23 protein-coding genes are annotated in these 20,989 nt (G+C 43.6%); 12 read left to right on the forward strand and 11 right to left on the reverse strand.

Annotated elements, in window-relative coordinates; translation table 11 throughout:
• Positions 1-125 precede the first annotated feature (125 nt).
• Entirely contained in the window at positions 126-1,214 is a 1,089-nt protein-coding gene (locus tag QUA00_RS19755) for a DUF5895 domain-containing protein (protein WP_333304942.1), read from the forward strand.
• Positions 1,215-1,407: 193 nt separating this feature from the next.
• On the opposite strand, the gene QUA00_RS19760 is transcribed toward QUA00_RS19755, so the two are convergent.
• From QUA00_RS19760 to QUA00_RS19770, 3 genes are all read right to left on the reverse strand, one after another.
• Positions 1,408-1,983 (reverse strand): hypothetical protein, encoded by a 576-nt coding sequence (locus QUA00_RS19760; protein WP_333195854.1) that lies wholly within the window; start codon positions 1,981-1,983, stop codon positions 1,408-1,410.
• A 28-nt stretch (positions 1,984-2,011) separates the two neighbouring features.
• Positions 2,012-4,111 carry a hypothetical protein gene (locus tag QUA00_RS19765; RefSeq protein WP_333410875.1) on the reverse strand — a complete coding sequence of 700 codons (2,100 nt, stop codon included), beginning with the start codon at positions 4,109-4,111 and terminating at the stop codon, positions 2,012-2,014.
• 182 nt (positions 4,112-4,293) lie between these two features.
• Entirely contained in the window at positions 4,294-4,515 is a 222-nt protein-coding gene (locus QUA00_RS19770; RefSeq protein ID WP_333410876.1) for a hypothetical protein, read from the reverse strand.
• Between the two features lie 201 nt (positions 4,516-4,716).
• On the opposite strand from QUA00_RS19770, the gene QUA00_RS19775 reads away from it, so the two are divergent.
• From QUA00_RS19775 to QUA00_RS19785, 3 genes are all read left to right on the forward strand, one after another.
• On the forward strand, positions 4,717-4,875 hold the full coding sequence (locus QUA00_RS19775; RefSeq protein WP_333410877.1) for a hypothetical protein: 159 nt from the start codon (positions 4,717-4,719) through the stop codon (positions 4,873-4,875).
• 285 nt (positions 4,876-5,160) lie between these two features.
• Positions 5,161-6,939 carry a bifunctional 3'-5' exonuclease/DNA polymerase gene (locus tag QUA00_RS19780; protein WP_333410878.1) on the forward strand — a complete coding sequence of 593 codons (1,779 nt, stop codon included), beginning with the start codon at positions 5,161-5,163 and terminating at the stop codon, positions 6,937-6,939.
• Between the two features lie 193 nt (positions 6,940-7,132).
• Positions 7,133-7,366, forward strand: coding sequence for a hypothetical protein (locus tag QUA00_RS19785; protein WP_333195861.1), 234 nt, complete (start codon positions 7,133-7,135; stop codon positions 7,364-7,366).
• A gap of 152 nt (positions 7,367-7,518) precedes the next feature.
• On the opposite strand, the gene QUA00_RS19790 is transcribed toward QUA00_RS19785, so the two are convergent.
• Positions 7,519-9,192, reverse strand: coding sequence for an AAA family ATPase (locus tag QUA00_RS19790; protein ID WP_333410879.1), 1,674 nt, complete (start codon positions 9,190-9,192; stop codon positions 7,519-7,521).
• Between the two features lie 162 nt (positions 9,193-9,354).
• Here QUA00_RS19790 and QUA00_RS19795 point away from each other — a divergent pair, with 162 nt between their 5' ends.
• From QUA00_RS19795 to QUA00_RS19805, 3 genes are all read left to right on the forward strand, one after another.
• The gene (locus tag QUA00_RS19795) at positions 9,355-10,080 is read left to right on the forward strand and encodes a hypothetical protein (protein ID WP_333304931.1); all 726 of its coding nucleotides are present in this window, start codon (positions 9,355-9,357) and stop codon (positions 10,078-10,080) included.
• 284 nt (positions 10,081-10,364) lie between these two features.
• The gene (locus QUA00_RS19800) at positions 10,365-10,724 is read left to right on the forward strand and encodes a hypothetical protein (protein ID WP_015179737.1); all 360 of its coding nucleotides are present in this window, start codon (positions 10,365-10,367) and stop codon (positions 10,722-10,724) included.
• A gap of 407 nt (positions 10,725-11,131) precedes the next feature.
• Positions 11,132-11,653, forward strand: coding sequence for a hypothetical protein (locus tag QUA00_RS19805; protein ID WP_333304929.1), 522 nt, complete (start codon positions 11,132-11,134; stop codon positions 11,651-11,653).
• Between the two features lie 134 nt (positions 11,654-11,787).
• Here the strand turns inward: QUA00_RS19805 and QUA00_RS19810 are convergent, their stop codons facing one another.
• Complete coding sequence (locus QUA00_RS19810; protein ID WP_333410880.1) at positions 11,788-12,045, reverse strand: hypothetical protein; 258 nt, start codon at positions 12,043-12,045, stop codon at positions 11,788-11,790.
• A gap of 151 nt (positions 12,046-12,196) precedes the next feature.
• Between QUA00_RS19810 and QUA00_RS19815 the strand changes: the two genes are divergently transcribed.
• Entirely contained in the window at positions 12,197-13,441 is a 1,245-nt protein-coding gene (locus tag QUA00_RS19815; RefSeq protein WP_333304927.1) for a hypothetical protein, read from the forward strand.
• A gap of 52 nt (positions 13,442-13,493) precedes the next feature.
• Here the strand turns inward: QUA00_RS19815 and QUA00_RS19820 are convergent, their stop codons facing one another.
• From QUA00_RS19820 to QUA00_RS19845, 6 genes are all read right to left on the reverse strand, one after another.
• Positions 13,494-14,558, reverse strand: coding sequence for a DUF6753 family protein (locus QUA00_RS19820; protein ID WP_333410881.1), 1,065 nt, complete (start codon positions 14,556-14,558; stop codon positions 13,494-13,496).
• Positions 14,559-14,664: 106 nt separating this feature from the next.
• Entirely contained in the window at positions 14,665-15,510 is an 846-nt protein-coding gene (locus QUA00_RS19825) for a mobilization protein MobD-like protein (protein WP_333304923.1), read from the reverse strand.
• Positions 15,511-15,690: 180 nt separating this feature from the next.
• Positions 15,691-16,221 carry a hypothetical protein gene (locus tag QUA00_RS19830; protein WP_333410882.1) on the reverse strand — a complete coding sequence of 177 codons (531 nt, stop codon included), beginning with the start codon at positions 16,219-16,221 and terminating at the stop codon, positions 15,691-15,693.
• Complete coding sequence (locus QUA00_RS19835; RefSeq protein WP_333410883.1) at positions 16,214-17,653, reverse strand: ParM/StbA family protein; 1,440 nt, start codon at positions 17,651-17,653, stop codon at positions 16,214-16,216. Before QUA00_RS19835 ends, QUA00_RS19830 begins: the two co-directional genes overlap by 8 nt.
• 383 nt (positions 17,654-18,036) lie before the next feature.
• Positions 18,037-18,573, reverse strand: a complete 537-nt coding sequence (locus QUA00_RS19840) for a transposase (protein ID WP_333410884.1) — start codon at positions 18,571-18,573, stop codon at positions 18,037-18,039.
• 2 nt (positions 18,574-18,575) lie between these two features.
• Positions 18,576-18,884, reverse strand: coding sequence for a transposase (locus tag QUA00_RS19845; RefSeq protein WP_333304913.1), 309 nt, complete (start codon positions 18,882-18,884; stop codon positions 18,576-18,578).
• Positions 18,885-18,951: 67 nt separating this feature from the next.
• Here QUA00_RS19845 and QUA00_RS19850 point away from each other — a divergent pair, with 67 nt between their 5' ends.
• The 4 genes from QUA00_RS19850 to QUA00_RS19865 all read left to right on the forward strand — a co-directional run bounded on the left by QUA00_RS19850 (position 18,952) and on the right by QUA00_RS19865 (position 20,865).
• Positions 18,952-19,083 carry a hypothetical protein gene (locus QUA00_RS19850; protein WP_333304910.1) on the forward strand — a complete coding sequence of 44 codons (132 nt, stop codon included), beginning with the start codon at positions 18,952-18,954 and terminating at the stop codon, positions 19,081-19,083.
• An 885-nt stretch (positions 19,084-19,968) separates the two neighbouring features.
• Positions 19,969-20,091, forward strand: a complete 123-nt coding sequence (locus QUA00_RS19855; RefSeq protein ID WP_333304908.1) for a hypothetical protein — start codon at positions 19,969-19,971, stop codon at positions 20,089-20,091.
• Between the two features lie 62 nt (positions 20,092-20,153).
• Positions 20,154-20,390, forward strand: a complete 237-nt coding sequence (locus QUA00_RS19860) for a hypothetical protein (protein ID WP_333304906.1) — start codon at positions 20,154-20,156, stop codon at positions 20,388-20,390.
• A 325-nt stretch (positions 20,391-20,715) separates the two neighbouring features.
• Entirely contained in the window at positions 20,716-20,865 is a 150-nt protein-coding gene (locus tag QUA00_RS19865; RefSeq protein WP_333410885.1) for a hypothetical protein, read from the forward strand.
• Positions 20,866-20,989: the final 124 nt, after the last annotated feature.

Genomic DNA, 20,989 nt, shown 5'->3' on the forward strand with positions numbered 1-20,989 from the left:
TTATTGCTACTAAGCTGTCATCTACAAACCTGCAATCTGCTGTATCCTTCCTTCCCCTTCCCCTTCTACATTAAAAGAACGGCTATCGCCTATGAAGGGTTGATAACGACTCAAATAAGTAAATAATGGTCAGAACTAATAACGCCACACCCCAAACAAAGACTAAAATATCAACACCTAAAAGTGCAAAGGAAGCTACTCAAGAAAACACAACTTCTGAAGCATATCAAGTTGACCCAGAACTATTCGGCAGTGGATACAATCAAGCACGCAAACCGTCTTTACCCTACGGTATTGTCATCAATGACAACCCTGCTGGCATCTTAATTCCTACTGACCAACTCATCAAAGCTGAGTGGTACTCCATCCCGTCTGAATCAGACTTAACAACAGTTGAGTTAACTGAAGAAGTGACAGGATTGCTGCTCCAAAAAGTGAAAATTTTGGTATTAGCTTTTATGCCAGAGTACATTCGATACAAGGATATTGAAGAAAATGGTGAATTAGCTGGTGCATTTGTTGGATTGTATGACGAATACCGCCATAGTTTCAACAAAAAGATGCAGGAAGTCTGTTCAGAACACGCTCTCATTTTCTTAAATTCCCAGAATTTACCATTGCACAAATCCCCCATAGTAGTGCGGTTCAAAAATGTATCTCTTTGGAGCTTTAAGAGTGCTAGAGAAGAGTTTTACCGCAACTTAGAAAGGGCATTTGCTGATTACTTTGAGGTAGAATACAGTGGCAAAAATGACCGATGGCGCTCATTAGGAGTTTTGAATGTTCACTTCCGAGCTATCAAAGAAGGGGAAGGCAAAAATAAATCGTTCTGCTGCAAAACTTACAGCATTACTAAGCCAACTCAGGCGAATTTGCCTAAACTATATCTCGGTAAGCCGAAGCAGAAAAAAGAGGTTTGGAATTTACACAATAGCATTGGTGGCTTTCTTGAAGCTGGAGAAGCTCAATTACCAGCTTTAGCGGCTGATACTGATAACCAACCAGAACGTTCAGCATCCCTTAAAGTTCAGGTGTTGCCTGCTTTAAGTAAAAATTCAGACCACCGTAAAGGTCAAGCGAAAAGTCAATCCAAGCTACCTCGTAAAATAGCACAAGTTGAGTCAGAATTTGATACAGAACTAGACGAATTGGATGACTTTGAAGAACCGACAGAGGTTCAAATTGAGGTGGATGGAGAAACAGACCTTGATTAAGTTTTGAAGAACCGAGGGAAGGGGAAGGAAAGATAATTTTAGCTTTCCTTTCTTCAATCAATACTTCGGAAAGTTTGGGGAAAATGACTACAAGGGTTAATTGGCTCTTGGTGGTAATTTTTCTCAAACTCTTATCCTGTCGTCGTTGGTAATCAAAAACTGTGCGATACTCTGCACTCCGCATTCCCCTTTTCTATGTCAATTGATAGACAAGCCCATTATAGCAAAACTTCAGCCTGCGTTGGCTTTTTTTTACGAGTTGGTTGACCAGTAAACAGGGCAATTCCACGTCACCTTGTTCGCCTCTTTCAACTTCAAATAAAGCTGTTTTTGGGGCAATATTGGGGTTAAGGTAAGCTGTGAAAACTTCGCTCTGAGCCTGATTTTTATCATTAGGAATTAAGTAGCCAACGTAAAGACAGCCCATCTTGCCACACAGCTTAGAATTGTTAAAGTCGTACAAATTCAGTTGACCTTTCTTACCCGTCACTTGTTGGACACGCATAGTGGCGATCGCTTCTTTTGGCTCCAAAATACTGCTATGAGACTGTACAATCTCGCTCAAAATTTCTGCGGGAGCAATTCCACTAGCTTTCTCCCAGGACAACTGAGACAAAGTTGTATCACTACTCGCACTGCAAGCAGCCGTACCCAATAGCATTGCTAAGCCAATAAAAACTGTTAAACCAATGCGAAACCAATAGCCAGCCCGATTCAACCAAGCTGGGGGTTGACTGTATTTGACTACCTGTTCATTCAACTCTTGCATATTTTCCTCTATTCAAATGCTAATAAATTCAATGAGTGAGTGTAGTTGCCGCTATTGCTACTGCTAAACCCAAAATGGCTTGTAGTAGGAATGATTTGAACTGGCGTACTGAAAATTCTCCCCTAAAGAACTGTATTGACCCTAAAACCATGCTGATAGTCGCGGCTATTGGCAACCAACGAGTACGCCAAGTCCATGTCTCACCGCCAGAGTGGTTGCTGATAGAACTCGAAATGCAACTGCTATTGTTGCGGTTATAGTTGTAAAGCGTTTTGACTTTTTCTCCGTACTGCTTAAGCGAGTAGCCTCCTAAAATGTCCGAGTAGCTGGCATCCACCTTGCTACCAGAACCCCCAAAGTGCTTTTGTGCCACTCGTTCAATTAAGCGATCGCCACTGAATAACTGCCTAGTTTTCGGGTCAATTTCCTGCTGCGTGCCAACTACACTCTCAGCCAGAGAATTTTGCAAAACCCGATCTTGAACCGCTGGGGGAAAATATTGAAAAAGCTCCTCAGAAGTAGGCTGGGTGCCACTATTAACTTTCTTGAGGAACTCCGCACCCCCAGGTACAGAAGCGATCGCCTCCTGCACATCTTCCCGGTAGCTCATCAATTGATAGCGACCGAATGCCCGCCCGCAGTTGCGATCGCCATCTGCACAGGTAGCGGTACCGATTGCTTCGTAGTCACCACTACCTGCACTTTCCAAATTGGCGATCGCCTCGGATAAAGCAGCCACATCAACATTGTTAATGTAGGTGGCAGGTTGGACGCAATCTCCCTTTGATTCGGGAATGGCCTTCTTTGTGGGCAGACGGTTTTGTTTAAGCTGAGACGGCTGTTGATTTGAGCCTTTTGGTTGGGAAAGTTTAGGTGAGGATACAGCATCAGTAGGGCGAGAAATACTGTTAGAAGCACCCCCCTCCACTTTGCCAACAAAGATAGGGGAATTTGTTTGGTAGGACAAGAACGGAAATGGGCCAATAATGTAAGGCGATTTCCCACAAGGCAAACTAAACCTGAAGTACAGAGCCGTGTCAACAGTATCGCTGGTTTCTGATGGCTCCATTACTACTACTTTAAACGCATCTCCAAAGGGATGCCGACCCGTTGGCTCCCAACCAGCCAAACAGCCAGAACCGCCTTGCACTTCCTGATATTTACCGCTAATCCACTGCTTCCCTTCCAGTTTTGATGCAAGCTTGCGACCGCTGTTTTCTAAGTCATCAAGTTCAATGTAAGCGCAATCTTTCTCGCACGCTACCGCAAATCCTTCTACGTTAGAACCTGAGATTGTATTAGAGCGCTTACTTTCAGCCGTCCCATAGATCATGTCAATTCGCATCGCAGTTAAACCCAGTTCTCCCACAGGAATTGGGAAACTGCTCAAAGGCACTTGATTGAGTAAGGGAATGTCAGCAATCCGCTCTGATATCCATCCCTCAAACTGTTCTAAATTGACACTTGACAAAGAGGGAATGTCCATTAAAGAAAACCCAGAAAAGTCTATTTGGTTGAGAGAAGCTTCAGCGAACTGGGGAAATTTAGACATAAGTTGACTGAGCGGAAGTTCGCCAGCATTAGAGACATTTATGAGTGGAGTTTGAGAAGCTAAAGATGCAAGAGGGGCAACTTCTTTCAATTTAAAAGAGCTTAAATTCGGCACAATTTGGATGAGCTTCTCTACCTTTTGTCTGCCCAAGAGTGGAAATGCTGCTAGAGAGATATTTTCTAGGTTTGTTCCTCCTGTTGCTAACTGTTCAATGCTTTCAATAGAAAAGATTTCTGGTTTGAGAGCTTCGCTGATGTCTCCGAGTTGCAAGATTTGGTCAGGAGTGTTGCCTTGTGACCAACTACGACCTCCCCAACTAGATGAATTAGAAACTGGTGGTAAGCTGCTAAAAGTAATTTGGCTCCAGTCAGGCAATAAAACTCTTGTAGCAGACTTTTGTTGGTCATTACCAGGAATTTCCCAGATCCGAACTGGTAAGGAATTTAACTCAGAAGCATTAGCAATCCCTGGGAATTCCAGTGCTAGTGCAACAGAAATTAACCCAATTGCTGTAGCTCTTATTAAGAGCCAAATTAACTTATTCAGGTCAAAGCGAACATTATTTAGCACTTTCATAGCATTGGCAGTTCCAATAAGTAGAGCGGTTTTCAGTTGCCTGATAACAGGGTAGTTGCTAATTGCTAATTGCTAATTGCTAATTAAAAGCAGTACCTACCCAATTGAAAACTGCTATAAGTGGGAAGGTTGGGTTGCCTATGTTATGAGTGTCATAAAGCTGCCCTTCCCACTCCCAACTGTTAAATTTCTAGCTCAAACTGTGGATTGGGATGAGATGCTGTGTCTGTCCAAGCATGATCGGCTAGATTAGACTCGTCGTACACATTTTCTTGATAGCCGTCTTCAAAATTACCTTGTTGAGATTTCTGAGGTAGTGAATAGCCGGCTGATTCATAGCCCTCTGACTGGTAGCCAGAAGTGTTGTAGCTTGATGTGGATTCGTCTGAGTAATTAGGGTTCATAACAATACATGAAACTAGAAAACACTTCTAGCCTAAATTAACGATAAAACTAATGCCATCACCACAATCGACAATCTTTAATACCTCAACTGGATCGATCCTAATGGAGGGGGATAGGTTTAACTGTAAACAACAACCTTCTTTAGCAATAGCTTGCTGTCGATTGCGGTTGCCAACAAACTATTAACTACTCCTGGGATTATGAATTCTTTACCTATCCATCCTCCAAACCTGTACGAGAAACTATTAACTAATCCACCTTATTCGTGGTTTCCATCATCAGAATTTGTTTTAGAAGAAATGTTAAAATATGCTCAAGTCACTCCTGGCATTGTAGCGTTAGAATTGATGCCCAACTAATTGAACTGCCCCTAGAAGCTTTTTGGGGAACATTAAGACCTGTTACTGTCGAATCGTGGTTAGTAATTGCTAAAAAATAAGGGGAAGGGGAAGGGGATGGTTGCTGAACCCAGTCGAAGTAAGGAAGGATAAATTTTCACTTTTATTTCTTCAATAAAAACTAACAATAAACTGGATTTTTCCTTCCCCTTTCCCTTCCCTAAATAACTTATTTTTCCTCACCCTCTCCCCTTCTCCCCTTCTCCCTCCCTTTCTCTTAACCTTCCCCTTCCCCCTCCCCCTCAAATGAAACTTAACCTAGTTCAAACTCCTTATCAACTGTTAAATAGTGGTTCAGAATTAGAATTAGCTCTTAAACCATTTCAACAGGCTTCATGCTTTGGACTCGACTGCGAAACCGCTTTTGGAATTGACCCATACCGAGCTAAAGTTCGCCTCGTACAGCTTGCTATTCCCGATATGCCAGTAGCGATCGTCGATCTCTTTGCGATCGCGCCCACCGATCTCGGCCCCCTGCGCTCCCTGTTAGCCGGAAATGCCCTCAAAGTTGGACATAACCTCAAGTTTGACTGGCTGATGCTGACTAGGGCTGGGCTTTCACCATCCAAACCTTTTTTCGATACTTATCTGGCTTACCGGGTGCTGACAGCCGGACTCAAGCGCACTTCGTCTCTGGAAGCTGTTGCCGACAAATTGCTGAAAGTTAAGCTAGATAAAGCACAGCAGGTTAGCGACTGGTCGGGAGAACTGAGTAGAACTCAACTGCAATATGCTGCTACTGATGCTGCAATCTTACTACCACTATGTGAGGTACTTCACCGCCAGCTTTATTCAGCAGAACTTTGGCAGACTGCGAAACTAGAATTTGCCTGTTTGCCTGCGGTGGCTTCTATGGAACTTAACGGGATGCTTTTAGATAGAGAACAGTGGGGTATTTTAGGAGAGAAACTCGCGACTAAGCGCGATTCTCTTTCAAGAGAAATTAATTCACAACTCCATCGACCTAACCCTCACAAACAAATCTCTTTGTTACCGGAATTTACGGATACAATTAATCCTCGTTCTCCGAAACAAGTCTTAGCGGCTTTGCAAGAGAAAGGCATTCCTGTTACTTCCACTAATTCTCAATATTTAATTCCTTTGCAGGGCGAGTATCCCGTTATTCAAGCACTCTTAGAATACCGCAGCTTATCAGCTCGTATCAACACTTTTGCTCTGGGTTTAGCTGAACATATTCACCCCATTACAGGGCGCATTCATCCTAATTGGTTTCAGATTGGTGCTCGGTCAGGGCGGTTTAGTTGTCGAAAGCCAAATTTAACAAATATCCCCAGAGATAAAGAAACCCGGCAGTGTTTTAAAGCTGCACCCGCTTACGTCTTACTTAAAGCCGATTACAGCCAGATTGAACTGCGAATTATGGCTAAAGTGTCAGGGGATATTAGGATGGTGAAAGCTTACTCTCAAGGAGAAGATTTGCATTCTTTGACAGCTTCCTTGGTGTTGGGAAAACTTTTAGCTGAAATTACTATCGAAGATAGACAACTCGGCAAAATCATTAACTTCGGTTTAATTTATGGCATGGGAGTTAGGAAATTTAAGCTTATGGCTCAAGCAGAGCATGGAGTCATTTTAACGCTGGAACAAGCTTCGTACTTTCGTAAGAAGTTCTTTGAATCCTATACAGGTATCAAACAATTTCACGCCAAAGTTCGGAGTGCATGGAGCCGAGGTATTCGAGAAAGTCGCACCGTTTTAGGCAGAAGGAGATTATGGTCAAAAGATACTAAACCGTTGCTTAATGAGATGCTAAATAACCCGATTCAAGGAATGAGTGCTGACATTACTAAACTCGCTCTTGCTCTATTGTTTAAGCCTCTAAGTTACACGGGAGCGAGACTGGTTTGTGTCGTTCACGATGAAATTTTAATCGAGTGTCCTTTTGAAAAAGTGTCGTCAGTTAAAGCAATGCTTGAAAAATGTATGGTGAGAGCCGGGAATAAGTTTCTTTCTCCGATTCCTTGCCAAGTAGAAATTAATGTGATTGAAAGTTGGGGAGGGTAATAGATTAAGGGGCGACGATTTTTGATCTCGTTTTTGGTTACATTTAATCATTAAAAAACCGCAGAGGCACAGAGAACGCAGAGAAAGAGAAAAAGAGGACTAATTCCGATGTAAGCAAATTTGATATTACCCAACCTCCCACCCATAAACAACGATTGTTGTGGTGCAAGTGAAGATTTGAGTTCAAATCAAAATGAATGTAATTCTCACAGTTAGCAACAAAGCCGCAAATATTGTTGGTAAACTATCAAAATATGCCATTGCTATGCTGCAACAAGCTGAATATAGCGTTATCAGGCAGGAGGGCGATCGCGGCTACACGACCAATGCTTTAACGGTTCCGCTTGAAGCAGAAACTGGATTAACTTGGCAGGGAGTCAAACTATGCCTTGAAAATTGCGGCTACCACGTCCAAGTTAAGTCTTAGCTTATACGATAACCAGTGCATCTGTTGTTAACCGGATGTACTGGTTATTATTAAACCGAGATACAGGCTGGACGATTCTACTAGAACGGTGTATCCAGCCTGTATCCCGGTTTGACATTTCAATATCACTAAACGGAGAGTCTAATCCTTAATCAAATTGGATCGTAAGCAGGTGGCCGGTACTCAAACAATTCTTGTTCTCCTGCTGCAAACAAAGAGCGATCGCGACCAGTTGCAGGTCGAGCAAAGGACGCTTTATTACGAATCCCCTGGATATCTTCAGAAGAACGCTCAGACGACAGCACAAACTGAGTTCTCTGATAACGCAAATGGGCTAATTCAATCGAACCCGGTCGCCCTTCACAATAGGCTCGTTCAGCACAGCGCTTTACTGCGATCGCAATTTCAGCACTCGTTGCTCCCGCATAATCAGATAGTAGTGAATACCACTGCCTGTCGCTCCAAAGATTCTCTTTTCCTTCCCCAAACTGATCTGGGAAATACTTAGCCAAATGCAAATTGAAAATCTCATAGCGAGCGCCGCTGTGGGGCAAATCCACAAACCAGATTCCGCCGTCGTCAAATCTGCGGATAAGTTCAGCCGGCAGCATTTCTAAGCGGTTAACAGTAGCTAACATTAACACGGGGCTTTCATGCTCCTGCATCCAGGTGAGCAATTTCTGCGACAGCCGCCTAGCTGCACCGCCATCAGCATTAGATTCCCAGCCAGAAAAACCCTTGTCAAAATCGTCAAAAAACAGCACGCAGCCGCCCAAATTATCGGCTGTATCCAGCATTTTGTTGAGAGCGCGATCTGGATTAGAAGAACCTAGAATATTGCCCCAACTTGCTGCTAAAAGCGCATAACCTAGTTTCTTAGCAGCTAGCTTTGCACTCAAACTTTTGCCCGTCCCCGGCGGTCCCCACAGCAGCATTCCTTTGGGAGGTCTGAGGTGATATTTCTTGGCATCAGCTTCTGACAGCTTTACGACTTCGCTCAAATAAGCGTCTAATAAATCTAAACCGCCAGCATGAGGCACGTCGGGAGAAGCAATGAACTCCAACCCCTGGTCTCGAAGTTGCGATATTTTATGCTCCAATACCAACTGTGCGATTTGGACAACTGAAGCAGTCATAGAGAGCGATCGATCTAACACTAATTCAATTTCAGCCTGTGGCAGCCCTAGACTAGAAACAGCCAACCGTTTTTTAGCAGCTACCGCATCTGAACCAAAATCAAGGGAACAATTGCGACCGCAAAAATTATCTACAAGAACTTCGACTTCAAAACGATCGGGTAACGGACATTTGAGTAGAGGAATTAATGGACTTAGCTTTGATGGCAATTGGATGTACTCGCCCAGCAGTACCCAATATTGGTTGGCCCAACGCCCTTTCAAGTCAAAGAATGCGTTAGCCAATTGAGAATAACGGCGGATAAGAGGCTGTTCGGTACTGTCTGACTCCAAAATATCCTCTAACAAAAAGATACCGGGACAGTCATTTTCCAGCAGAAATTGCAGGACATCACTCTCGACAGATAGCTCAGTTTTACATAAGACGCATTCACTATTATACATCTGGGAAATATCTGAAACGCTTGTCCTATCTGAATGACAACCTAAAGTCGGGAGATGTTTATCTAAACACCGCACCTGTTGAAGAGTTGCATAGCCAGGATTCCAATAATAAACAGGTAAACCACACTCATTGGCGTACTGATGAAATGATGACAATATTTTTTGGCGATCGGCACTGTAATATTCGAGGGCAAATATTGGAGTTTGAGGGACTATTAAATTAGACGAAATAGTGAAAATTTTCATGAGTTTATACAACTAAACTGAGGATGTTTAACATAAAAATTTAACTAACATAATTAAAATTTAGCGTCCTGCTAATGAGCGAAGTTCTCCCCCTCAATTGGAGGGGGTAATTGTGCCTAACGGCACTAATAAATTGATGTTATGCAAGTTAAATTGTCAATCATGGTCACAAGTAAAAAGCAAACCGCAGCCACTCCCATTCGCTCTCATTCCCCAGTGCCTGCCAAATCTCAACCGCCTGAAAAGCAAAACAGTAAAACAGTTAGCATTAACAATGGAGCAAAATCAAAACCTCAATCTAACCTCAGCCCTGAGCAACTTGCTGTCGAGCTAGTCAAACAGATTCGGAATACAATTCATAAGAAGTACGGTGTGACAATTCAGCGTCGCGATAGCCGTATTTCGACAAAGGTTGGCCACGCAGTTCGCGAAAAACTGGGATTGGATATTCAAGCTCAGTTGAATAAGCGCAACGGTAATGGCAATGGTAAAAAGTTCGACTGGCAAGAGTGGAACAATACTGTGTTTCCCAAGCTAGTTGGCCGACCCGATGAACTCAAGTATGATGTAGAAGTTGTTGCCTTAGCGATGAGCCAACTTTACGATACAATTGCTGACAACCCGCAAGCTGCCATTGCCGATTTAATGGAGTTCAATGCTCAAAGCTTAAAGCGTCGCAACGAGTTAGCTAAATCCTCTGAAGAAGATACTGAAGAACTCGATGAGGACGACGAACTCGATGATGAAGATGATGAAATTGATGACATACTCGATGAAATTGATGAGGATGACGAAGACTCCGAAGGCGATGAGGATGAGGATGATGACGATGAGGAGGATGATTTTAGTTTAGACGAAGACGAAGAATTTGAGGAAGACGACGAATAATTGCTAAAGTTTGATTAGAAAGCTCTGCTGAAAAAGCAGAGCATTTTTTTGCCTCTATCGAGGCCTTTTCCACGAATCGCGATGCTGGGTAATGATTGTCGCCACCGTCCGAATCAGGGCGCTCTGGGAAGCATACCCAACAAATTCACAATCAAGGAAAATTGAACCTTGGTTGTGAATTTAATTTTACCCACTCACCCACCCACTAATTTTTTTGAATTAATTGTAATTAGCAGACTGCCGTCGCTTTAGTTGTGAAGAAAAAACACGCTTGAGGCTTAATCATGGCTAATCGTAAATCCGCTCCAACTCCGATGCAAAAGCAATTTGCAGAAACTCTTGAAGAACAGCGCTTCGAGATGTTTTTGCACGTTGCCCGCGAGTTAACGGGACGTGCCAAACAACGACAGTTGCAGAAAGGTAAGGCTCTTGACTGGGAAGCGTTCAATACTTGGTTTAACAAGCAATATGAAGGCTACTCGGCTGACGAGATGCTTGAAGAAATCTTGAGCAACGTTTACTGGCTTTCATCTGAGCAAGCAGTGATTGACTTGCACTTCCGTTATATCGAATCGGCAGTCAAAGCTTCTCATAAGAAAAAGGCAACTGACGATAATGAAGAGATTGATGATTTTGTCAAGTAATCAATGACGACCCCCGATAAAGGGGATAAAATCCTGCTCCAAGCAGGATTTTATTTGCCCGCCCACCCACCGCATCAGTTCGATTTGCGACATTTATGAGCGCATTCTCACAAGGATTTAGTTAATAGCACTTATGGAGTAATAACTTGATTATGTCATTCTGAACCCTTGACGGAGTTTACCATCGAACGTAGGAAAGCTTCCGCAAGTAATGCGAATAATCTTAAACCTTTGCAACACAGTTACAAACCGTAAGTTATGGTTAATTGGTTTTATCCGAGAATGTAGGTTGCTCAATAAGTCAGCGTAAAACCGTTTTGCAATAAATTAAATAACTGTTTTTGTTAAAAAGCTTTGATATTAAACGCGAGCGCGTTTGAGAGATGTTCCACTTGCAAATTATAATCATGTACGAACCTATTCAGCATTTTCTCACCCTCACAATTGAAACTGTGGTAATTTTTGGTTACGGTGGCTTAATTGTTCACTATATCGCTACGCTGTTAGCATCGAAGCGGATGAATGATTCTGAACAAATCACAGCAAAAATTGCCCAAAATTTGGTGCCTCTTCTCAATGAAATTGCTTCCTTTCCTGCTGTTGCTGAATGTGCAGCAACTCAAAAACCAACAGAAGAACAGCGCCTCACCTCTTCGCTACAAGTTAAAGCCGAATTTGCTTCTAATATTCAACTCGATACCGACCCATTAAATTTACCCTTAATTCAAGTCGATAGCCTCACTCTTCGACAATGCCGTACCGTTATTCGAGCGCTCAATTCCACTCTCCCACGAAGTGAGCATATTCGCCTTAAACTCAACAAAAAAGATGTGCCAGCAGATTCGTTAAAATTTCAAATCAAGAAGCACTTTGAGCATCGACCGCAGCAAGTTGTCTCCCTAATTAAGCAAATTTTGAAAGCTAGTTAGAATGCTCGGAGAAGCAACGACTAAATTAGTGCTTTATTTCAATAAACCCAATTAGTGCTTTATTTCAATAAAACTTTTAGTAACGAATTGATAGAAAGTTTTATTGATCCAACCTCCCTTTCCATATCGGGCGATTAGTTACTTTTTTCACCGCCAAGGGGAATCAGACCCCTGCCAATCTGTTCGATCAATTCGTTGAGGCTCAATCCTCGTTCGATCGCGATCGCGCGAATTCCTTCCCACCCTACCGACGTTACCTGGATATTTCTTTGCTTCTTGGGTTCTTCATAGCGAGGTTGTCCGCCTGAGCGGTTGAGATTGGCTAACGAGTTGGGATGAGGCTGGATTCCTTTACTAGGTGGCATAGCGTCGATAACGTTTCCCTTTTTCAACTATTTTCGCATTTTCTTGACGGTTTTCGACAGTCGCTATGTTATCGTTGAATAATTAAACGAAATTTCAGCCCGCGCCTAGCCATAAGCTGCGTACAATAGTCAGCGCGGGCGCGACTGGCATGAGACAAGCGAGTCAGGAATGCGTCAAATGCAATCAGAAGCCGACTATCAAGAGCAACAACCGTTAATCGTTTTGCCAGGGGGTGTTGGTGTGTACACCTCCTCCGTTGCGGAAGAACTGCGGATAGACTCTGAATTCCAATCCCTCATCCCTCCCCTAAGTAAGGGCGAAAAAGCAGCCCTGCAAGCCAGTATTCTGGAGGTAGGATGTCTCAACCCGCTAGTAGTCTGGGCTCAAGAGGGTATTCTTATTGACGGTCACAACAGGTACAGCATATGTGTCGCACATAGCATCCCCTACCAAACTGTAGAGATGTCTTTCGATAGCCGGAATGCAGTCAAGGTTTGGATGATTGGCAACCAACTAGGGCGTCGCAACCTGACACCCGAATCTGTTAGTTACCTGCGCGGCACGTGGTACGAGCTAACCAAGCAATCTCACGGGGGCAAGCGTTTGGCAAACTGTCAAAATGACAGTTTGACAGATGAAACAGCGCCAGAGGAGGCAAGCTGTCAAAATGACCACTTGACAGACAAAACAGTTTCAGAAAAAGCAAGCTGTCAAAATGGCAGCTTGACAGACAAAACAGCACGAGAGTTGGGAGAACGGTTCAAAGCTTCCCCTAGGACGATTTACCGGGATGCCAAATTTACTCAAGCTGTGGATGCCCTCAGTTCTATTGGAGGAGACGAAGTGAAGTGGAAAATACTGACCCGCTCTGCTGGGCTGACAAAGAAGGAAGTTCTTGCTTTGGCTTCGGATGCTCGCAGTCGTCCGGCTCAAGTTGCCAAAACTTTACAGGGGCGGTGCCCTTCGGTAAAGCCTGAAAAGCAACCTACCATCGCTCATCACCTAACGCTCAAAATTGGTTCCTTAGTAGAGGTGTACGCGCCCGATCGCCAGGACGTTAACGGCCGATTGGGGCGCATTCAGTCAGTGGGCGAGAAAACTGCCACTGTGTGGATGCGACACATGCCTACCATTACCATGCAGTTATACACCTTCAAGCACTCGGCTCTCACTGTTGTACCGCTCGAAAATCAACCGGGACTTCAAGAAATTTGCGATCGCATCTCCCTGCTCTTTGAATCAGGGAACCTCGACCCATTTGAGGTAGAAATTTTGAATTTGCTCGAACAGCGTGTCGCTCACACACCTTGTGAAATGCAATATTTGGAACAGATTGAAACGCGATACAGAACGAAGGGGAAGGGAGAGGGGGAAGGGGAAGGGAAGATAGATTTTTGCTTTTCTTTCTTTAATAAAAGCTAACAATAACCTGCGTTTTTCCTTCCCTTCCCCTTCCCCTTCCCCTTCCCCTTCATTAGGGAGCAAAAACTCGCTCTTTGGGATTTCTCGTCCATAAAGTACAGAAGCCATCTGTCGCCGCTTTACCTTCTACAGTTAGCGTCACTCCCAATCGATTCACCTCACTTTCACACAACATTTTTCCATTTTTTTCACTCAACAAAGCTTGATTCCAACTCATAAATTGTTGAGCATATTTTCCCTCACTACTCATAGCCCACTTGATAGCTTCTGCATTTTTCATTGCAAATTGTCCTTCAGCACTCAACCCCCAATTCATTGCCACAGCTTCTTTGAGAGTTAGCTGGCGAGGCCCTTTTGGATCGAGTGGTGGCGTATGAGCAAATTTGGGAATTGCCAACCCGATAAACACGCCGATAGCTATTGCTCCTAACACGGCCGCACTTCCAAAAATTACTGACCAAATATCGTGAGCAACTTTCTCTAAAGCAGCTTGTTGAACTAACGTTTTAACTGAACTAGCAATCTTTCGGTGCTGTACGTTGACTGCTGCTTTACCCTGTCGTTCTAAAAACTCCCGGCTATCCTGTTCCCAGTTATCAATTAGCTGCCGTACTTGCTCTAATTCTTGAGAGATAACAGCTTCAGAGTCTTTTAATTCCGCTTGCCATTTTGACTCCCAATTCCTGAAAAATGAATCAATTTCTTGAGGCTTTTTTTCGAGGAGCAATTCAAGCTGACCCGTTGCTAGAAGCACAATAAACAAAGGGTCATTTTTATCCAAACCGTAGCGGTAAGCATTGTTAATAACTTCGGAACGAAATTCAGCACTTTTGCCCTTGAGTGCCTGACTGATAAGAGACTCACGCTCATGCTCAAAAGCAGGCGGTGCAGCTAATTTGAATAAGTTATCTCCCACAGAAGTTTTAGCAGTAGTTAACTCCTGGTCTATTTGCTGCCACAAATATGAGTCACTATTTTCATCTTCTTCATCTTGATCCTCCAAATTCTCATCATTTACTAAATGCTCTACAGTCTCCTCAGAAAAATCATGATCAAGCTCAACTTCTGACAAATTTTCAATCTTTCTATCGCTAACTCCGGTTGCATCATCTGACATAAGTTCCTCTCATAATCCCTGAAATTACAGTGACACTCCCACCCCTCTCGACTCCTGAAGGGGCGATGCTTACGGCGCGGTCAAACTCTGTCAATAGTTTCTCAGTTCAAGTGGTAGAATCTGGTACGGCTCCTGCCGACTGATGTTCCTCGGTATCTAACACAGCTTCATCTGATGGCTGTTTCTTAATATCTTGTACCACTACTGACCGTGAACGATTCTCACTTTTTAGATTAGGTCGATAGGGAGCTTGATTGAAAATTCTTGTTGCCTCAATTGCATCACAAGTATTTTCTAGAAAAGTGTACATTCGCTGTTGGTTGAGTAAATGAAAGCTGGGATGTGATAGCGCACCTGTTAGAGACAGGCTTTTATTAGTGTCGAGCAACCTTCGTTCTAAAGCACTGAGTTTAGGCAAGTCAACAACTAAAATGCTGTGTTCTTCAAGCAGCTTATTTAGGTTTTTATGGCTGCTGAGGTGAGACCAATCTTTGCACACCCCAAAATTGCGGACTAAAATGTGTTTCAGTCGGCCTTGAAAGCGGTTAACTGATTCCAAAAACATCTCGATACTATCAGCACGCCCACTGCACAAAAACCATTTGCAAACATCTATGCCTGACTTTTCTTTAAAAGAAGCAGTTAACAAACCCGCCGTCTCAATCCAGCCATCTATGATAGAAGAAACACGAGCCGGTAAATTGACAATGACAGGAGCCTGCAAAGCTGTCTCGAAAATGATGTCTGCCTCAAAGTTTTCTTCATCTTCCGCCAAAGTAATAATCTTAGCGGACTCTGGATAGCGCTGCTGCACGTTGGGATTGCCAGCATCACCATCGATTAGGGTATAAAGAAAGTCATACTTGTTGTTGTACTCTACGAGAAGGCAACTCCACATAGACTTACCAACACCACCAATTTCTCCATCAACTAAATGAATCGTATTAGTCATAAAAAATCTCCACAATGTTGCTCGTAAATAGCAATCTTGGACAAGGTATAGCAACTGCTTTCGTCGGTTAGGACTTTTTGATTTCCACCAAACCGTTCGGACTTCGGTGAGGTTCGGTGATGCTCAGTCGAGCCGCGAAGCCCGCTTATTTTATTCCCTTCTTTCCCTAGTCCCTAGCCCCTAACTAAAGGTAGGCCCTAACATGGCTGGATCGAATCCTGCTAGATTTACTGTGTCACCCTCGCTGGGGTCAAATTCTGAGTCTGTCACCTGTTCTAGTTCTAAAGCCGAACTGATAGCTTGTGGCGCTCTTGAAGATTGACGAGATGGTTTAGAGGGAAATGACTCGCTTGCTGTAGTTAAACCTGTACTTGGTACAAAACTGGGAAGGTAGCCCGGGAGGTGAGCGCACCCGCGAGAAACGAGTAAGGCTCCAAGTTGCGAACCTTCGAGTTCGAGGCGAGTGCGAATGTAATCAACTTGATTGAGCAAAGAATTGATGCAATCCCAGCCTAGTATCCGCACTTCTTCTTCTGAACCTGCACTTTGCGCCTGATACGCCAAAGCTTTCCAAAATGCCTCGAATGCCTCAAATGCTGCTCGCTTTGAGTCGTACACGGGATGGTGCAGGAGATAATTGAGTAAAATGCCGTCGGGGGAGTCAGCGTAGGGTTGACACCGCAGGTAATAGTTCGTTCGCTCTTTAGCCATGTCTCTCCTCCTCTACTGCTGTGCTAGACTGTCCCACGATAGGCGATCGCACTGATGTTACTTCTCCCCAATTACGCTCCTTGAACTTTGGCGATCGATAGGGGCCTGCTACTGCCGAAACTTCGGCTTCTCTTACGCTCTGAACACTTAAAAGCGGTAGGCTAGAGTGCTCATTTTCTGTTACAGGAGTAGGTAAGGTTTGTCCGAATGCGCGATCGCTAGAACAGTCGGTATCAGCAACCTCTAAGTAATCATTGTCTTGCTTGTTTTCCGATTGAACGCTGTTAGTGGCATCCAATGCTAAATTCACTTTGTGATTCCCAGAGTCGGAAGTTGTAGCGAATAGAGAACTGAAATAGCTCCATAGCCCCCATAAGTCCGCTAACCGATATCCCAAGCCTTGAGGGTCTAGGTTGGGTGGTACTGTAATCCCGGCGTGCCAAGAGTAGGCAACGCGGGCATATGCTCTCAATTCCGGCTCCAGATAACCGCAAGTACCGCCACAGAACACAATTTCATCTAGATCGGGTGGCAGCACTTCATCTAGCCAACTGGTGAGGATTCGAGCGTAGTCTCTTCTTGCCAGTTTCACTGCTTCAACCAAACGGTCAACTTCAGTGTCCCGCGCTCCTGCGTCATGGTTGCGAGCAATGCGGTAGAAGGGAGGGCGGTTAAAGCGATCGCCTGATGTAGCTATGGCTGTTGCTAAACGAGATAAATCGTAGCCAGAGGTGCGCTCTTGGACTAGCTCGCAGCACCGCACCATGCCTAAATCGGAGGTTTTGCCTTTGCCTACGGCTCCCCGTGCTGAAACGATGACGGAGGCATTGCGAAAACCTACCATTACGAAAGCTGTTACTTGGTGCTTGAAAGCTGCTCCCAGTTTGCTGTTGTAAGCAATACAAATACCGCCTCCTTCTTGAAGCGCCTGGGTTTTGTCTAGCGTTACTTGCATCGTACCGGAAGGCGTTTCAAAGGCGTTAGCAGCTTGTCTGAGCAGTGTAAAAAACTGTTGGGAGTCGTTGAACTCGCCTGGAGGTAAGAAGACGGAGAGCGCTGCGCTGAATTGATTGCCTAAATCTAGTTTGCAAGAGGCTACCCACAAAGCTGCTAGTGCTTTGTACAAGGCTGTACTGTACTTGAGTCCGGCTAAGCCGATGTGAGCGTTGAATTGGGAAGCTGCTAGGTAGCCTACAGCGCGGCATTCATCCCCGATGGCAACCCAGGCAATATTTTCGGGGGCTGCCGAGGCTAAATTAGGTTTCGTGAAGGCATTGGCTGTGTCTTGGCTGATAGTGCCGACTTGGGATTCCATTACTAATGAATGAGCCAGCATCTCTGAACCCTTACGGTAAAAGGCGCGAGTTGATAAACCGCCAAAATCTATGCTCAGGATGACATTCGGATTTGATATTTTCTTGACTCTTGGCATTATATTCGGTGCTCCGAAGTGTGCTTTACACGCCATCTTAGGGACTATGCTTTTTATTTGACATCACCACAATCAGTGGTTTTTATTAGCCCGTTTGGAGCGATCCTTTTGGACGGTTAGCCAATTTTTGATTTGAGATTGAGCAGCACAAAAGTTGAGGTAGCGCAACTCAACCATTCTTAGCCCGCTTTTTGACAATTTTTTCAACTTTCAGCCTCGTCAAATTAAGGAAGGTATTTATTACCTTCAAGTAAATTTAATTCAATCGTAAAAATACTCCGGACAGTTAACGAGTAAGGATTCAGGTCTAAATTTGAGGAATTAAAGATGGTTCTTGCATATCTGGATTAACCATCGCTTTTATAGAACCCATTTGATATCTTTTAAGCTGCAAGCCTTTTAACCATCAGCCTAATAAAACAAACATTAACCTTGGCTGTTGCATTATCTAAAGTTCTCTCAAAGTTTTTGATGAGTATTTTGCACCTTTCCATCCAAGCATTTGACCGTTCAATTATCCATCTGGCTCTCACCGGAACAAATCCCGACTTCCCCTGTGCTTCTTTTTCTACTTTCGAGGGTTTTTTTGAAAGTTCAAACTTGATTTTAGTCATAATTTTTGGATAAATCTTCTGCAACTCAATTGTCAGATGTTCGGGGTGATATCCGTTGTCTAGCAAGATGGTGATTTTGGGGATATTAACTGGTTTAGATTTGAAATAATCGATGTTTTTGCTTAACATTTCAATTAAACCTGCATCATCTGATAAGCTAGCTTTCGTGCAGTGAGTAAAAAAGGGAAAACCAAGCGTGTCAACAGCTAGATGCCTTTTAATACCATTGGTGGATTTATAAAAACAATACCCTTTTGATGCAATACTGGCATTACAGGTATTTTTCACGGCTTGTGAGTCAATCATGATTAACGTAGTCCACTTCGGTTTTTTTTGACTTGTTCGCGTACTTGAGAATGTAAGGCTTTCATCAATTCTTCGATCGCTCCTTCTGACCGCCACTGTTTGTAATACCAATATACAGTTGAGTAGGGTGGTAAATCTTTTGGTAAATCTTCCCAATTGCCACCATTTTTGAGTTGATAGAATATGCCATCCAGGATTTCTCTTTTTGTCCAGTTGGGTGGTCGAGTTTGCTTTTTAATCGGTAATATTTGATGTAGTAGAGGTTCTAAGATAAACCATTCGGAGTCCGTTAGGTTACTAGAATACGGCATGACGGCTTTAGGCTTTAGGGTGTTTTGATGGTAATTTTAGCTCAAAACTTGATGGGGGACAACCAACTTGAAAATCTGTCCAGGCGATCGCCCACAACCGAATGACTTCAAAAAAGAGCTTTTGGCGCCGATCGACTGCTGTGAGCCGATCGACTGTTGTGAGCCGATCGACTGTTGTGAACCCGATCGCCTGTTGTGAACGGATCGACTGTTGTGAGCGATCGCTAAATAGATCTCAAATGGGTTCTATATATAGCAGGTCTAAATGAGTTGTGCAAAAGCATCGTATTTTTTAAATTAGGGTTATAGCCCAATACGGTTCAGTTAACAAAAAATTTCAACTTTTGTAATGCTGAAATACTCATTCTTACATTCAATTATTGAAAATCATGCCAATTACCAACTTTAACTGAACCGTATTGTGCTATAAATGCTACTACTTTTGAGCTTGCCTCTGCTACAATTCCTTGAATTAGGAGTGCAGAGTTTGCTGTTAAATTGTTAAAAAAGTCTTAAGCGTACCGGGACAGAAAAAAACCTCAAAGTTAACTTTTTGGGACTAAGTTTTCATGATTTTTTTTGCATAATTTTGCATAAATTTGAGTTTTTTTGAGTAAAACTATGCAAGCTCAGCTTGAATTGTTAACCCGATTTGGGGCCGTGTTAGCTACAAAAAACTCAAAAATGTGCAAATTTATGCAAAATTATGCAAGCTGGGAAACTAAGGAAAAAGCAGAGATGAGCGATAGCAAGCAATGTTTTTGTGATCACAAATCTGACTTTTACGTGCAGAAAGAGAAATAATGCACCCTCCTTTTACGGAAGCCTAACCGTAAGGTCGGGTTTAATACTTTTTTAAGCTTTAATGACAGAGGAAAGTTGCAGCCAAGTTTCTGAAGTTTGTGTAGCGATCGCAAATCGCTCGCTCCTACAACCGCTTTCTCAGCACAAGCGATCGCTGTACTCCCGAAATAGCTCACGCCCTTCAACGAGCGCCGAACATTAAATTTAAGTCGAGGACTGCCAACAACGCATTCTGCTGAACCGCTAAAAAGCAAGCTGATTGCCTCACCGTCGGAGGTTTATGTCTGGCCTGACCCTCAAGGTGTTGTCAGAGGGCAGGCGATCGCGCGCGCCTCTGTACCGTTCAGTCCCCCAAGCTGCTAAAAACGATCCAGAACTTTACGCCAAGCTGGAGCCTGATTGACGCACTGAGAGTAGGTCGAGTGCGGGAACAGCGTTTGGCGGTTAGCGAACTAGAAAACAGGCTTGTCACCATTAGAACCCGTAGATATTGATGTGATATTTGGTACCGATTCCCATTCAATACGATCGCGCTTGGACAATAAGTGGAGTCACGATCGCTTCTACAGGCGCATAGACGAAATAAACCCATCCGACTCCATTGCTTTGAACTCAGCCGGAATGCTCTCGCAACTGTCAACATTCAAAACAAACTGTATTTGCTTGAATTTGGGAGTGCAGAGTTTGCTGTTAAATTGTTAAATAAGTCTTAAGTGTACCGGAACAGAAAAAAACCTCAAAATTAACTTTTTGGGACTAAGTTTTCATGATTTTTTTTGCATTATTTTGCATAAATTTGAGTTTTTTTGAGTTTTTGTGAGTAAAACTATGCAAGCTCAGCTTGAATTATTAGCTGAAGTCGAGACAGTATTTGCAACTAAAAACTCAAAAATGTGCAAATTTATGCAAATTTATGCAAATTTATGCAAGGTAGGAAGCTGGGGGAAAAGCAGAGAAAGATGGTAGCAAGCAATGGAATTGTGATCACAAATGTCACCTTCATGGCACATCAATCTGACTCCCTCCGTTGGAAACAGAAGGTAGCAAAGGCAATGTTCAGCGATATATTTATACCGCAAAAGGAATCAACCGCTTGCTGATTGCTGTGCAGCGTTTTTCTGAAATCTCAATTTGGATGCGATCGCACGCAATCACCACAGCTACCCAAAGGCGGTAACTGCGGCCAACCTGTCATCGCACACAAAACTTTACGTCTCGTCCTCGGACAGCTCGTATCCTCGGCTTTACCCCATGTTCAGGATTTTACTCAGACTCACCTGGCAGAGTTGTTGCGATAATCG

The organism is Microcoleus sp. T2B6 (assembly GCF_036700475.1).
Classification (GTDB): domain Bacteria; phylum Cyanobacteriota; class Cyanobacteriia; order Cyanobacteriales; family Microcoleaceae; genus Microcoleus.

Bases quoted from the DNA above. Each gene is read 5' to 3' on its own strand.
- QUA00_RS19755 (WP_333304942.1), top strand. From the start codon at position 126: ATGGTCAGAACTAATAACGCCACACCCCAAACAAAGACTAAAATATCA.
- QUA00_RS19760 (WP_333195854.1), bottom strand. From the start codon at position 1,983: ATGCAAGAGTTGAATGAACAGGTAGTCAAATACAGTCAACCCCCAGCT.
- QUA00_RS19765 (WP_333410875.1), bottom strand. From the start codon at position 4,111: ATGAAAGTGCTAAATAATGTTCGCTTTGACCTGAATAAGTTAATTTGG.
- QUA00_RS19770 (WP_333410876.1), bottom strand. From the start codon at position 4,515: ATGAACCCTAATTACTCAGACGAATCCACATCAAGCTACAACACTTCT.
- QUA00_RS19775 (WP_333410877.1), top strand. From the start codon at position 4,717: ATGAATTCTTTACCTATCCATCCTCCAAACCTGTACGAGAAACTATTA.
- QUA00_RS19780 (WP_333410878.1), top strand. From the start codon at position 5,161: ATGAAACTTAACCTAGTTCAAACTCCTTATCAACTGTTAAATAGTGGT.
- QUA00_RS19785 (WP_333195861.1), top strand. From the start codon at position 7,133: ATGAATGTAATTCTCACAGTTAGCAACAAAGCCGCAAATATTGTTGGT.
- QUA00_RS19790 (WP_333410879.1), bottom strand. From the start codon at position 9,192: ATGAAAATTTTCACTATTTCGTCTAATTTAATAGTCCCTCAAACTCCA.
- QUA00_RS19795 (WP_333304931.1), top strand. From the start codon at position 9,355: ATGGTCACAAGTAAAAAGCAAACCGCAGCCACTCCCATTCGCTCTCAT.
- QUA00_RS19800 (WP_015179737.1), top strand. From the start codon at position 10,365: ATGGCTAATCGTAAATCCGCTCCAACTCCGATGCAAAAGCAATTTGCA.
- QUA00_RS19805 (WP_333304929.1), top strand. From the start codon at position 11,132: ATGTACGAACCTATTCAGCATTTTCTCACCCTCACAATTGAAACTGTG.
- QUA00_RS19815 (WP_333304927.1), top strand. From the start codon at position 12,197: ATGCAATCAGAAGCCGACTATCAAGAGCAACAACCGTTAATCGTTTTG.
- QUA00_RS19820 (WP_333410881.1), bottom strand. From the start codon at position 14,558: ATGTCAGATGATGCAACCGGAGTTAGCGATAGAAAGATTGAAAATTTG.
- QUA00_RS19825 (WP_333304923.1), bottom strand. From the start codon at position 15,510: ATGACTAATACGATTCATTTAGTTGATGGAGAAATTGGTGGTGTTGGT.
- QUA00_RS19830 (WP_333410882.1), bottom strand. From the start codon at position 16,221: ATGGCTAAAGAGCGAACGAACTATTACCTGCGGTGTCAACCCTACGCT.
- QUA00_RS19835 (WP_333410883.1), bottom strand. From the start codon at position 17,653: ATGCCAAGAGTCAAGAAAATATCAAATCCGAATGTCATCCTGAGCATA.
- QUA00_RS19840 (WP_333410884.1), bottom strand. From the start codon at position 18,573: ATGATTGACTCACAAGCCGTGAAAAATACCTGTAATGCCAGTATTGCA.
- QUA00_RS19845 (WP_333304913.1), bottom strand. From the start codon at position 18,884: ATGCCGTATTCTAGTAACCTAACGGACTCCGAATGGTTTATCTTAGAA.
- QUA00_RS19855 (WP_333304908.1), top strand. From the start codon at position 19,969: ATGTCTGGCCTGACCCTCAAGGTGTTGTCAGAGGGCAGGCGATCGCGC.